At 64.9% G+C, this 12,985-nt stretch carries 16 protein-coding genes; 5 read left to right on the top strand and 11 right to left on the bottom strand.

All coding sequences use genetic code 11. From position 1 onward, the window contains the following. Positions 1-10: 10 nt before the first annotated feature. The 11 genes from ACD578_RS11315 to ACD578_RS11265 form a co-directional block, all read right to left on the bottom strand. Positions 11-415 (bottom strand): hypothetical protein, encoded by a 405-nt coding sequence (locus tag ACD578_RS11315; RefSeq protein ID WP_404293101.1) that lies wholly within the window; start codon positions 413-415, stop codon positions 11-13. After that, positions 412-966, bottom strand: a complete 555-nt coding sequence (locus ACD578_RS11310; RefSeq protein ID WP_404293099.1) for an HAD family hydrolase — start codon at positions 964-966, stop codon at positions 412-414. Before ACD578_RS11310 ends, ACD578_RS11315 begins: the two co-directional genes overlap by 4 nt. 60 nt (positions 967-1,026) lie before the next feature. After that, positions 1,027-2,583, bottom strand: coding sequence for an arylsulfatase (locus ACD578_RS11305; protein ID WP_404293097.1), 1,557 nt, complete (start codon positions 2,581-2,583; stop codon positions 1,027-1,029). A 51-nt stretch (positions 2,584-2,634) separates the two neighbouring features. After that, complete coding sequence (locus ACD578_RS11300; RefSeq protein ID WP_404293096.1) at positions 2,635-3,111, bottom strand: YidH family protein; 477 nt, start codon at positions 3,109-3,111, stop codon at positions 2,635-2,637. 4 nt (positions 3,112-3,115) lie between these two features. Beyond that, positions 3,116-3,622, bottom strand: a complete 507-nt coding sequence (locus ACD578_RS11295; protein WP_404293095.1) for a hypothetical protein — start codon at positions 3,620-3,622, stop codon at positions 3,116-3,118. Continuing rightward, entirely contained in the window at positions 3,619-4,542 is a 924-nt protein-coding gene (locus ACD578_RS11290; RefSeq protein ID WP_404293800.1) for a formylglycine-generating enzyme family protein, read from the bottom strand. Before ACD578_RS11290 ends, ACD578_RS11295 begins: the two co-directional genes overlap by 4 nt. A 145-nt stretch (positions 4,543-4,687) precedes the next feature. Then, a complete protein-coding gene (locus ACD578_RS11285; protein WP_404293094.1) occupies positions 4,688-6,100 on the bottom strand; it encodes a DUF1254 domain-containing protein in 1,413 nt (470 codons plus the stop codon). Between the two features lie 68 nt (positions 6,101-6,168). After that, a complete protein-coding gene (locus tag ACD578_RS11280) occupies positions 6,169-7,188 on the bottom strand; it encodes a hypothetical protein (protein WP_404293092.1) in 1,020 nt (339 codons plus the stop codon). A 38-nt stretch (positions 7,189-7,226) separates the two neighbouring features. Continuing rightward, a complete protein-coding gene (locus ACD578_RS11275; protein WP_404293090.1) occupies positions 7,227-8,117 on the bottom strand; it encodes a sulfatase-like hydrolase/transferase in 891 nt (296 codons plus the stop codon). Further along, the gene (locus ACD578_RS11270) at positions 8,008-8,493 is read right to left on the bottom strand and encodes a sulfatase-like hydrolase/transferase (protein ID WP_404293088.1); all 486 of its coding nucleotides are present in this window, start codon (positions 8,491-8,493) and stop codon (positions 8,008-8,010) included. Before ACD578_RS11270 ends, ACD578_RS11275 begins: the two co-directional genes overlap by 110 nt. A gap of 323 nt (positions 8,494-8,816) precedes the next feature. Continuing rightward, complete coding sequence (locus tag ACD578_RS11265; RefSeq protein WP_404293086.1) at positions 8,817-9,179, bottom strand: hypothetical protein; 363 nt, start codon at positions 9,177-9,179, stop codon at positions 8,817-8,819. 375 nt (positions 9,180-9,554) lie between these two features. Between ACD578_RS11265 and aqpZ the strand changes: the two genes are divergently transcribed. From aqpZ to ACD578_RS11240, 5 genes are all read left to right on the top strand, one after another. Further along, positions 9,555-10,307, top strand: coding sequence for an aquaporin Z (gene aqpZ, locus ACD578_RS11260; RefSeq protein WP_404293084.1), 753 nt, complete (start codon positions 9,555-9,557; stop codon positions 10,305-10,307). A 106-nt stretch (positions 10,308-10,413) separates the two neighbouring features. Further along, entirely contained in the window at positions 10,414-10,839 is a 426-nt protein-coding gene (locus tag ACD578_RS11255; RefSeq protein WP_404293082.1) for a DUF3597 domain-containing protein, read from the top strand. A gap of 20 nt (positions 10,840-10,859) precedes the next feature. Continuing rightward, the gene (locus tag ACD578_RS11250; protein ID WP_404293080.1) at positions 10,860-11,099 is read left to right on the top strand and encodes a DUF3302 domain-containing protein; all 240 of its coding nucleotides are present in this window, start codon (positions 10,860-10,862) and stop codon (positions 11,097-11,099) included. Beyond that, positions 11,096-12,031 (top strand): HlyD family secretion protein, encoded by a 936-nt coding sequence (locus ACD578_RS11245; RefSeq protein WP_404293078.1) that lies wholly within the window; start codon positions 11,096-11,098, stop codon positions 12,029-12,031. Before ACD578_RS11250 ends, ACD578_RS11245 begins: the two co-directional genes overlap by 4 nt. Positions 12,032-12,635: 604 nt before the next feature. Beyond that, a complete protein-coding gene (locus ACD578_RS11240) occupies positions 12,636-12,803 on the top strand; it encodes a hypothetical protein (protein WP_153885380.1) in 168 nt (55 codons plus the stop codon). Positions 12,804-12,985 lie beyond the last annotated feature (182 nt).

Genomic DNA, 12,985 nt, shown 5'->3' with positions numbered 1-12,985 from the left:
CGGTTGCGTGTCACGACGTCGGGCGGCTGGCCGCCGCGCCTGCGCCGGTTTCCGGAAATACGGTCTTCCAGGCATCCTTCATGCCGACCACGGTGATCCCATACTGGTCCGCCTTGTCGAGCGCCTCCACGAGGGGGCTCAGGCGGAACTCGCGGTCGTACGCGAACTCGCGATCCGCATCATCATGATGCAACAGAAGGCCAAGCCGGGCGCCCTTGCCCGCCAGGGTATAGCGCAGCATGGCGAGATCCCCGTCGGAGTTGCCGAACGCCAGGATCGGGCGCCGTCCGATGTGCAGGGCGATGTTCGCCGGCTTCACCTCGCGGTCGTCAAAGCTGTTGAGTTCGGACAGCCGCATGAGATCGACATGATTGTCCCCAGCCTCGAAGCGCAGCTTGACGCTCGACCCGATCACCTGCTCCGGGGGATGCCGTAGGCCTCCTCGGCGAAGGCCCGGATCAGGTCGATGCCGCCGCCCGAGACGATGAAGGTCTTGAAGCCGTTCGACCGCAGATAGGCGAGGAGTTCGACCTGCGGCTGGTAGACGCAAAGGGGGAAGGGGCGATGCAGCTTGGGATGCCGGGCCACCGCGAACCAGTCCTGGGCAATCGCCGTGAACTGGTCGGCGGTCATGCCGGCATGGGTGGCGAAGGCGATCTCGAACGCCGCCTGCTTGCCGAGCGCATGGATGGCAACGACATCCCGCTCCAGGAAGGCCTTGAATGGCTGCCGCTCGCGCAAGGCAGGATCCTTGCTGGCGAGCGCCTCCAGCCGGTCGAAGACGAAGAAGAACTGGTTCTGCAACGGCTGTTCGCACCACAAGGTGCCGTCGTTGTCGAAGGTGGCGATGCGTTCGGCCGGCCGCACATAGTCGGAACCGCCCTCCGTTGTCACGCGGGCCACGAAGTCGAGGATCGCGGCCCTTGCCGGTCCTTCGTTCCAGGATGGGAGCGCCCGATCCGCCATGCTCAGCCCTCATGATATGGAGGTCGACGGGCGGCGGAAGCACCGCCCGTCGGGATTTTCTCAATCCACGCTTGCTGCCTCCGTCATCTTCGCCATGGCATCGTCGATGGTGAAGGTGTTCGGCTTCTGGACAGGCGGGAACTCCCTGAAGGTCTCGGCGAACTTCGCCGCGCCGGCCTGCGCCACGTAGATGAAGTAGGCGTTGTGCAGGAACCAGTCGTAGTAGGTGTTCGAGGTGATGTCGGCGAACTCGTACGGGTCGGTGCGCAGGTTGAACATCTTCGGCATCCGCAGCGGGGTGAAGGGATCTGCCCAGACCGCCATGGTGCCCTTCGTACGCTGCTCCATGAAGACGATCTTCCAGTTGTCGAAGCGCAGGCCGAGCACGTCGCCGTCGTCGCTGAAGTAGAAGAAGAAGTTGCGCGGGCTCTCCTTCTGCTCGCCCGTCAGATACGGCAGCAGGTTGAAGCCGTCGATGTGGTTCTTGTAGGTGCGGCCGATGGCCTGATAGCCCTGCTTCAGCTTGTCGACCACGTTGGGGGCTCCGGCCATGGCCAGGAAGGTCGGCAGCCAGTCGTGATGCTGCACGATGCCGTTCGCCACGGATCCGGCCTCGATGTGCCCCGGCCAGCGCGCCAGCAACGGCACGCGGAACGCGCCTTCCCAGTTGGTGTTCTTCTCGCTGCGGAACGGCGTCATGCCGCCGTCCGGCCAGGAATTCCGGTGCGGGCCATTGTCGGTCGAGTACTGGACGAAGGTGTCGTCGGCAATGCCGAGCTCGTCGAGCAGGTCGAGCATCTGGCCGACGTTCCTGTCATGATCGATCATGGTGTCGTGATAGTTCGACTGCCAGCGGCCCGCCTGCCCCTTGCTCTCCGGCTTGGTGTGCGTGAACAGGTGCATGTGGGTGGTGTTGAGCCATACGAACCATGGCTTTCCGGCCTCGTTCTGCCGCTTGATGAAGTCCGTGGCCGCGGCGATGAAATCGTCGTCGCAGGTCTCCATGCGCTTCTTGTTCAGAGGCCCGGTATCCTCGATCTTCTGCTTGCCGACGCGGCCCCAGCGCGGTTCCTCCGTCGGATCATCCTCCTCGGTCGCCCAAGAATGGATGACGCCGCGCGGACCAAAGTTCTTCTTGAAGTTCGGAAAATCCACTTCCGATGGGTAGTCCTCCATCTCCGGCTCTTCCTCGGCATTGAGGTGGTAGAGATTGCCGTAGAACTCGTCGAAGCCATGGTTGGTCGGCAGCATCTGATTCAGATCGCCGAGGTGGTTCTTGCCGAACTGCCCGGTGGCGTAGCCCTGCTCCTTGAGGAGCGCCGCGATGGTCACGAGCTTCTCGTTCATGCCGACGGGCGCGGCTGGAATGCCGACCTTGGACAGGCCGGTTCGGTAGACGCTCTGACCCGTGATGAAGGATGAACGCCCGGCGGTGCAGGATTGCTCGCCGTAGGAATCGGTGAACAGCATGCCCTCCCGGGCGATGCGATCGATGTTCGGGGTCTTGTAGCCCATCAGTCCGTGCGTGTAGCAACTGAGGTTGGACTGGCCGATGTCATCGCCCCAGATGACGAGGATGTTGGGCTTACCGTTCTGCTTCTTAGGCTGCTGTGCCATGAGTGGCTCCCTGGACGTGAAGGCGTTGCAAGGGGACGGGCTGGTGCCTCCTCAACCGAATGGCCCGACCTGGAAGATCATGCTCACGATGGCCACGACGCCGATGACGAGCAGGACGACGGCGGTGATCAGCGTGAGCGAAACCGGAAAGTGGCTCTCACCGTGGACGAGGCCGGCGGCTTTCATTGCCTCGCGCTCGTGGCGCAGGCCGAGCATGAACTGCACGTGATAGACGATTCCGATGACGAGCATCGCGATGCCGAGCGCGACCAGGGCGACGCCGAAATTGCGGGGCGCAGCGGCATGAGCGATGGCACCGGCGTCCCGCAGCTTTTCGAACACCTGGTAGATCGTGAAGCCGAAGCTGATCAGCGACAGCGAGGTGCGGATCACCGACATCAGCGTCCTGTCGGCGCTCATGCGCGTACGCTGGAACGACATCCCCGTGCGTCGCGACGACAGCTCGACCGAGATCCGGTCCGGATCGGACTGCGCGGTGACGGGAGGCTTTCCGGTCGGGGGGTTCATGGCGTTACCTCGCGCTGCCGGAGGATGGACGGACGAAACGGCGAGCAATCCGGCTCACCGGTCCGCGCAACAGGAGGTACGGGAGGACAGCCAGCAGCAGAGCCACGAGCAGCGCCTCTCCGGGATAGAAGGTGTCCAGCACCCGCCACTGGTAGAGGACATCCATGCCAAGTCCGATGAGCACGAGGCGGGCCGTCGCAAGCAGCCCCTCTTGCAGTCGGCCGGCCCGTTCGGAGGGGTTGCTGAGGACGGTCCAGAAGTAGGGCGAGCGGCCCGTGCGCGCGTCCTGGACGCCGTCGTGGATGGCCGCGATGACCGCCATCGCGGGCTGGAGCAGGAAGCGGAACGACATCGGGCCGCCGGGACGTTCGGCGATGTCGCGCCAGATGCGCTGGTGCACCTCGGTCGAGAAGCCGTACCAGGCGAGTCCCAGCACGACCAGCGCGGCCACGAGCACAACCACGAGCCAGGCCATGATCCGAGCGCCCCGTGGTGCCGCCTGGCTGTTCACGAGCTCGCCTCCTGCCGGGACACGCACCGGAAGCCGATGTGGCTTGTCGAGGTGTCGACGGGATGTGCGTGGCGGGCGGCGGGCCGATAGCGGCGGCAGTAGTTCGGGGCGCAGAGATGCGAACCGCCTTTCAGCACCTTGCGCGGAATCACGATCTGCGGCTGGCGCGGATCGTAGCTGTCGGCCTCGCGACCGCCGCGGGGGTTCTCCGGGATGCAGCAGGCCTTCGGAGCATCGGCCGGATGCTTGGGTGTGTACCAGTCCGAGGTCCATTCCCAGACATTGCCGATCATGTCGTGCACGCCGTAGCCGTTCGGCGGGAAGGCATTGACCGGCGAGGTGCGCTCGTAGCCATCCTCGCGCTTGTTCTGGAACGGGAACGCGCCCTGCCAGGTGTTCGCCATCTGGCGTCCGTCCGGGGTGAACTCGTCGCCCCAGGCGAATTCCGCGCCATCGAGTCCGCCACGGGCAGCAAACTCCCACTCGGCCTCGGTCGGCAGGCGTTTGCCGGCCCATGCCGCATAGGCACTGGCATCCTCGTAGGCAACATGCACGACCGGATGGTCGTCCAGGCCCTTGATCGATGACTTGGGTCCGTAGGGCCGACGCCAGGTCGCCCCGAAGGTGAAGGCCCACCACTGGCTCCAGTCGCGCAGATCGACCGGATAGTCCGGCGGGCTGAAGACGAGGGAACCCTCCTTGAGCATCTCCGGCAAGGCACCGGGATAGTCGTCGGGGTCAGGCTTGCGCTCCGCGACAGTGACGTGACCGGTCGCCTCGACGAAGCGCCGGAAATCCCGATTGGTGACTGGCGTCGGGTCGATCCAGAAGCCGTCGACGGTCACGCGGTGAATCGGGGACTCCTCGGGATAGTGCTGATCCGATCCCATGCGGAATGTGCCGCCGGCGATCCAGATCATGGCCGGATCGGACGGTTCGCGTCGAGATCGGACGGCGGCAGCCGGATCGAGAATGGTGGCCGTCATGGCGTCAGGTCCTCCAAGTCGCGTCGTTCCGAATGGTCTCCGTCCGCAGGAAGCCCATCGTCTCTCTTGTTCGCCGATGCTAGCGGGCCTCTTCGAAGTCGCCGGGCTTCCAGCTTCCATCGAAAGTCGCTGCCTCCGGGCCGTAGATGCGGAAATAGACGAACCAGCCCTTGCCGGGGATCGTCTCGATCCGATGGCCTTCCTCGCCACTGGGAGCCCTCGGACCGAAATGCAGCTCGACGGATGAACCTTGCAGGTCTTTCAGTTCGAATAGGGAGCGGAGCGCCGCCTTCTTCTGTTGGGTCTGGATCTGCGAGCGCGTGTCGGAATCGTAGACCGTCACCGACCAGAAGAGCTTGCCCGGTACGGGCAGGGGGACAGAGAGCTTGTAGCTCTTGCCGCCGTCGAGATACTCGCCTTGATTGTCGCGCAGACCCAACCAGTAGAGCGAGCCTGCGCTTGCATCGCGCCGGAACATGGCCGGCGATGCCCCGACAGCCTGATAGAACCATTTCTCGCGCGCTTCGCTGTCGAGATGGCTCTTGGTATTGAAGTCGCCATCCTCGAAGCGCAGCGCCGCCCATTGCCATTGCCGGTCTTTCCAGACCAGGCGATCGGGACGGCGATCGCCGAAGGATTGCACGCGCATCTGCGCGTTGCCGACCCGCGCCGCTTCCTCCAGGATTGCCTTCATCCGCGCATCGGGCTTGAACGGCTTGCCTTTCTCGATGCCCAGCGCGGCCAATTCACCATAATAGGCGTGATAACCGGCAAAGGCCGGCTCCGTATCCACCGTCTTGTGCAGAACCTCCCAGAAGGCGAAGTTGTCTTCCCACTGAAGCGGCGTGGTATCCTGCTTTTTGCCGGTGACGTCGAGCCATTGGGGCTCCGTCCAATCGGCGTTGGGTTTCAGCGGATAGACCTTGATGGTCGCGAGACGATCCTTCGCGGCCTTCACGTCACCGCCGACCGGCAGCGAGCGTGCTCCGACGATCTGCTGGTTGCTGCTGGCTCTGTGGACATAGTAGCCGGCAGGTTCGTCACCTTCATAATCGGGCGGCAGGAGCAGATGCTTGCCTCCTTTGCCCGCATCGGGACCGGGCAGGCCCATATCGGCGACCCAGCGCTGATTGATGTCCATCGAGCAGACGATCAGGGGCCCTGGCGGAAGCTCGACGACCAGGGGTCCGATGCTCAGGTCCAGCAGCAGCGGGCCGTATGGCGTGTCGGAATTGGCCGTGAAGACGAGCTGCTCGGGCGCGCAGTCCAGGATGCCGAAGACCTTGTTCGGTACGACGCCGATTTCGTGATTGCCCTTGACGATCGCGGCGCCGGAGACGGTTGGGTAAAAGAACCGGTAGGCCTGGATCGCACGGTTGAGATCGGCATCGTCGTAGGCCTGCTGGACGGTGTTGCCCACCGGAAATCCGCGCTCGAACTGGTAACGGCTTTCGTGCGCGCTATCGATCCTGCTTGCGGCCGCCTGTGCCATCGCATTTCCTTTCGCATTGGTTGACGCATCCGACATCATCGAATGGCGATCTTTGTCCGTCAGCTTCCTCAGTCCCGAGCCATCACCGCTGCGAGCTGGCGCTCCAGGTCGACATAGACGTCCTCCGCGACGTCGTAGACGACCTTGACCACCCGCCCGCCGGTGAACGGGAACTTGGGCTTGTACTCGCTGCTGACCGCGTCGCTGCCGTCGTAGCCGATGCAGAGGCCCTCGCCGCACAGGGCGTAGTGGCCGGTCTGGGTGCGGAACGGCCCTGTCGCGACCGCCTCCTCGTCGACGTAGAGCGTCATCTGGCCCTGCGCCTCGCCGTTTTCGCCGATGCGTTCCTTGATGAACTCGACGCCAACGATGTGCCTGCCGAGAGGCGGCGCCGCGCAAGTGAGGCGCTGCTCGGGCGGAATGCCGAGGAAGTTGTAGACGAAGAAGAGCTTGCCGCCCTTCACGAACATCGTGTAGCCGCCGAAGCGCGAGCCCTGGGCGAAGATCACGCCCTGCGAGTCGCCAGTGAACTCGACCTCCGCGAGGATCTTGAACGACACGCCCAGCGTCCTTGCGGCCGAGGCCTCGGGGATCTCGGTCGTCCCAGGATAATAGGCATACCGGCCGCCCGCCGGAGGCTCCGCCTTGAACTCCAGCTGGTGGAATTCGTGGATGCTCAGGTCGTTGAGCGGCAGCACGTTGTATTTCTGCGCCTCCGCCAGCCACAGCTCTGAGAGTTCCTTGACCTTCTCCGGATGACGGTCGGCGAGATCGGTAGCCTCTGAGCGGTCCTCGTCCGTGTGGAAGAGCTGCCAGCGGTCCTTGTCGAAGTGGCCGAGGTCGATGGGGACCGGTCCATGCTCGGTCACCGCCTTCCAGCCCTGGTGCCAGATGCCGCGCGTGCCGAGCATCTCGTAGTATTGGGTCTCCTTGGTCGTCGGCGCCTCGGCGGCGTCGAACGAGTAGCGCATCGACACGCCCGGGAGCGGCGCCTGCTTCACGCTGTCCACCACCTCCGGCATCTTGAGCCCGCAGCATTCGAGGATCGTCGGCACGATGTCGGTGCAGTGATGGTACTGGTGGCGCACCTCGCCCCGCGCCTTGATCCCCTTCGGCCAGTGGATGATCAGCGGGTCGACGGTGCCCCCGCGTAGCCGGAATATCGCTTGAACATGCGGTACGGTGTGGAGAAGGCGACCGCCCAGCCGGTGGGATAATGGTTGTAGGTGTCGGGCGACCCCAGCTTGTCGATCATTGCCAGGTTGCGGCCGACATCGTCCGGATAGCCGTTGAAGAACAGGTTCTCGTTGACCGAGCCGCTGGGGCTGCCCTCGCCGGAGGCGCCGTTGTCGGCGCAGTAGAGGATCAGCGTGTTGTCGAGCTGGCCGGATTCTTCGAGATAGTCGATGAGCCGGCCGATCTGCACGTCGGTGTACTCGGACATGGCGGCATAGACCTCCGCCATCCGGCAGAAGAGCCTCTTCTCGTCATCCGACAGCGTGTCCCAGGGACGCACCAGGTCACTCTCGGCGACCGTGCCCGGGGTCATCGGGTTGATGGGGGTGAGCTCGGTGCCTTCGGGCAGGATGCCGCGCTCGATCATCCGGGCCAGCACCCATTCGCGATAGGCCTCGTAACCGTCGTCGAACTTGCCCTTGTACCTGTCGATGTAGTCCTGCGGCGCATGGTGCGGGGCGTGGTTGGCGCCGGGGCAGTACCACAGGTACCACGGCTTTTCGGGCTGCGACTGCTTGGAGTCGCGGATGAAAGAGATCGCCTTGTCGGCAATGTCCTTCGAGAAGTGGTAGCCTTCCTCGGGTCCGCAGGGCTGCTCGACGTAATGGTTATCCTCGATGAGCTGCGGGAACCACTGGTTCGTCTCGCCGCCGATGAAGCCGTAGAAGCGGTCATAGCCCAGGCCCCGGGGGCCAACGCTTCTTGGACGAGCCCATGTCGAACGCGTCGACGGGAACGTTATGATTCTTGCCGACCCAGAACGTGCTCCAGCCAGCGTCACGCAGCACCGTCGCGATGGTGGCGTTCTCCAGCGGGATGTGGCCGCTGTAGCCGGGGAAGCCGACGGCGGACTCTGAGATCGAGCCGAAGCCGTTCTGGTGGTGGTTGCGGCCGGTCAGGAAGCAGGAACGGGTCGGCGAGCAGACCGACGTGGTGTGCCATTGCGAGTACGTCAGTCCGTTCCTGGCCAGCCGGTCGAGCGTGGGCATCTCGATGCGTCCGCCATAGGGCGACCACGCCGCGCAACCCGTGTCGTCGTACAGGATGACGAGCACGTTGGGCGCGTCCTTCGGCGCCTTACCGGCGAGGAACGCTTCCCAGTCCGCCTCGGAGTCGCGGATGTCGAAGCTGATCTTGCCTTTGAAAGGTCTGGCCATCGTATCTGCTCCTTATTGCGGAATCGGGCTTGCTCCGAGGAAAGGAGCCGCGTCCGCAGGTGACGGAAGGCAGGAAGACATCGCGAGGGTGACGGCAACGGGCAGCGTAGACAGCTTCATGAAGGCGCTCCCTGCCGCGGGCGGTCCGGGCTACTTCCGTGTCTGCGGAAGGGATCGGCTTCGGCACCACAATAGCTTAGCGCCGCAGCCACCAATCGGAATTGGGGGAACACCTGAGGGGCGATCAGGAAAACACTGAACGAAAGCCACGATGCCCTGAGGAAGCGTTCCACCCCCGGCTCTCATCCCTGAGAAGGGTGAGGTCAGTTCAGTCGGTGGCGCGGGACCGAACCCGACATCATCCTGCGCTCGTAGGCCAATGCCGCCTGGACAGCGAGCCAGCGCTCCTCCGCGGCGGCAAGCCTCGCGGCCGAGTGCTTGTATGCCTTCAGGGCGGCCTCCTCCTCGCGGAAGAGATGCTCGAGCGGACCGAAGGACTGGCGCCGGAAGGCGTCGTCGAGAACACCGTCCAGCCTCTCCCGGATCGTCATCAGCCTGTTCCTCGCCGCCTTGCAGTCGCGCTGGACCCGTTCGAGTTCCCCAAGGGTCTCGGCAAGCGCCGGCAGGCAGACGAGTTCGGCTACCGCCCCATGTCCATTCTCCGTCGCATCGGTCCGTCGTCGCAAGGAGTGGAGCGTCCGCTCGCATCTCGATCAGGCGATTCAGGAGTGGAGTGCCCAGAATGCAGCCCCAGCCTAGCAGGCGCCTGCGCGGGACTAAATCGGCGGTTTCCCCGAAATTCCGGGAGGGAATGCCTGACCGGTCCGGCTTTTTTCGCGCCCTTCGACGTTCCCCGCAGCGATACCTCTCAGGAATCATCCCGCCCCGGTTCAGGTGTTTCCCCAGTGGTCAACGTTCCGGAATGGGAGGAAACTACGGTCCAGGCGGCCGCGACCGATCCACGAGCATGCACGATCCGGATCTCGATGCGCCGTCATCCGGGCATGCCTCATGACCGGACCGCCTCATCGGGATGCCGTTCCGCCGCCCAGGAGCAGGTCATGGACCTCCACAACAGTCACAACATCCACCGATGCGTCGCCGAGGGGATCGGCACCTTCTGGCTCACCTTCGCCGGCTGCGGCAGCGCCGTGATCGCCGCGGGCTTTCCCGAGGTCGGCATCGGGCTGCTCGGCGTCTCGCTCGCCTTCGGCCTGTCAGTCGTGACCATGGCCTATGCCATCGGGCACATCTCGGGCTGCCATCTCAACCCGGCCGTCACAGTGGGGCTGGCTGCCGGAGGGCGCTTCCCGAGGCAGGACATCGTGCCCTACATCGTGGCGCAGGTGATGGGTGCCATCGTGGCAGCCGCGGTTCTTTACACCATCGCCATCGGGGCGCCGGGCTTCGATCTCGCCAAGGGCTTCGCGGCCAACGGCTATGGCGCGCATTCGCCAGGCAGCTACAGCCTGCTCTCCGGCCTCGTGGCCGAGGTCGTGCTGACGATGATGTTCCTGTTCATCATCATGGGCGCCACCCACGGCAAGGCACCGGTCGGGTTCGCCCCCCTCGCGATCGGCCTGGGCCTGACGCTGATCCACCTGGTCGGCATTCCGATCACCAACACCTCGGTGAACCCGGCCCGCAGCACGGGGCCTGCCCTGTTCGTCGGCGGCTGGGCGCTGGCGCAGCTCTGGCTGTTCTGGGTCGCACCGCTCATCGGTGGTGCGTTGGGTGGGATCCTCTATCGCTGGCTCAGCGAGGAGCCGTCGGCGCTCGTCACGGGAGTGACCCCGGCGACGCCTGCCGAGTAGCGGGATTCGCCGCCAAGTCCCTGATCGAACGGGCGCCATCGCCCGGCACGGTACCGGCTTCCCTTCCCGGGCGGCCATCGGAATGCAGGTTCAACAGGAGGACACGATGAGCATCTTCGGCCGGATCAAGTCCGCGATCTTCGGCTCCGCGGCCGCGAAGGAGTCGTCGAAGGAGTCTTCGCCGACACCAGCCGCCGCAGCACCGCCCGCGCAGGAGGCTGCCGCCCCGGCCCCGGCGACCGCGTCGGCCGCGGGCACGGCCGCACCGATGGCGCAGGTCGACGTCGAGGGGGTGCTGACGAACCTCGCCGCCCGGAAAGGGCAGCAACTCGACTGGCGCAAGTCGATCGTCGACCTGATGAAGCTGCTCGATCTCGACAGCAGCCTCGCCGCGCGCAAGGAACTCGCGAATGAGCTGAACTATACCGGCGACACGTCCGATTCCGCATCCATGAACGTCTGGCTGCACAAGAAGGTCATGAGCAAGCTCGCGGCGAGCGGCGGCAAGGTTCCCGACGATCTCAGGACGTAAGCCACGCGGTGGTGGGCACGATGAACGTCATCGACATCTTCGCCTGGATCGTGCTTGTCGTCCTTGTGGGAACTCTGGTGGCGGTCTTTGTGGCGCTCGGGACGATGCCGGGTCGCATCGCTCGAAAGCGCGGGCATCCGTGGCCGGAGGCGGTGGCGGTCGGAAGCTGGGCCACCCTGATCTGCGGCTTCGTGTTGTGGCCGCTGGTCCTGATCTGGGCCTATGTCGACGTGCCGGCGCGCCGCGAGACGTCCCCATGATCGTCGTCCTGCTCAACGCCTACATCGCCCTGCTGGCCCTGTTCGTCTGGCTCCGGTTCATTCCCTTCAACACGTTCTGGAAGCTGTCGCCGATCCTGGTGCTGCTCGTCCTTCTGGTCGGCCTGTTCATCCCCATGGGATGGGGAGCGCCTTCCGGGCCGGCGGCGGTGATCCGCAACTCGGTGCAGATCGTCCCTTCCGTCGCCGGCGAGGTTGTCGACGTGCCCGTCGCGGCGAATACCCCGGTGAAGGAAGGCGACGTCCTGTTCCGGATCGATCCGACGACCTATCAGGCTCAGGTCCAGGCCATCGAGGCGCAGCTCAAATTCGCCGAGCTGCGCCTCGGCCAGTTCTCCGAGCTGCAGCGCCGGGACACCGGCCGGGCCTTCGACGTGCAGGAGCGCGAATCCGAAGTCGCGCAACTGCGCGCCCAGCTCGACGGCGCCCGGTGGAATCTCGACCGGACCACCGTGCGGGCGCCGGCCGACGGCTACGTGACCAACCTCGCGCTGCGCAAGGGCGCCCGCGTCACCGGGCAATCCCCGGTGATGGCCTTCATCGACACCTCGGAGACCATCTTCGGGGTGGAGATCCAGCAGATCAGCGCACGCTATGTCGAGGTCGGGCAGCCCGTGGAGATCACGTTCAAGGCCTTCCCGGGCCAGGTCTTCGCCGGAAAGGTCGAGACGGTGCTGCAGGCCATCGCGACCGGGCAGTCGCAGCCCGGCGGCCTTGCCGTCATGCCTTCGGAGGTCCAGGCGGCGCCGTTCATCGTCCGCATCACGCTCGATGACCGGGAGACGGCGAAACGCCTGCCGGCCGGAAGCACCGGCCTTGCTGCGATCTTCACCGAGCGGGTCAAGGCCAGCCATGTCATCCGCAAGGTCGTGCTGCGGCAGATGGCGATCCTGAACTACGTCAATCCGTTTTGACCCGACCTCCTCGCCAGGCGATTCGCTTCTCCCGACCGGCGCATCGCTCGTACCCTCCGACGTCATCGCCGGCCTTGTGCCGGTGATCCCGATGGATCGAAGCACCGCGCGTCTGATCGGGATGGCCGGGACAGGCCCGGCCATGACGGGGTGGGGATGACGCTTTGCCGGCATCGTGCTGTTTCAAAGAGCCAGCACCCGTAGGCCCAGGGCTTGGGGGCCCTGAGCCATGAGGATGATCGAGGGTGGTGCGCTGGGCAGCCCGGCTCGATGGGTATGGTGGAATGGGAAGAGCCAGGATGCCTCGCACGCGGGACTTTTAGTCGTTTAGACTTGGACCAGCCCAGGGCTGCCAAGGGCCTCCCGCCAACCGGCGTGCGAGGCCTGCTGCAGGACCGCTCCCCGCCCCACTCTTGCGACGCCTCGCGAGCGCGCCCCCCGCCGGGCTGGGATGAGCAACGGTCTAGCCCGGATGATACACAGTGTCAAGAACAAAGTGAGAACATAAACCTGGATCGGTCGCTCCTGCAGCGTGAGCCATGAAACCATGAGTCATGAAACCGTGGGTCACGAAAAAGCCTGACAGGCGCGCTATAACACCACCATGAGCAAGAATCCCACCGGGTTAGCCCAGGGCATTCTGAATGCCCTCTGGAAGGCCGCACAGGCCCTGCGAGGCCAGCCTGCTGCCCCAGGGCGAGCGAAGCTCAACGGCCGGCGTGGCTATGGGGATGGCGACATCCCGTCGCCGGACCGCGAGCACGACACCTGATCCAGGGCGATGCCGGGCGAATGCCCGGATCCATGCATCATGCTTCCGAAGCGGACCCGATTTTTCGCCGATGCGCGCCTCCGGTTCGCGTCGAAAGACGCGCTCGTTAGGAGAGGGCGTCGGATGAATCCCAAAAGCGCAACTACGCTCTTGGGTCCGAGGCTCTAGCACTACTTTGGCAG

The organism is Microvirga sp. RSM25 (genome assembly GCF_044784385.1).
Taxonomy (GTDB): Bacteria; Pseudomonadota; Alphaproteobacteria; order Rhizobiales; family Beijerinckiaceae; genus Microvirga; species Microvirga tunisiensis.
Note: the sequence above shows the minus strand (reverse complement) of the source record. Positions and strands in the feature narration are given on the sequence as shown.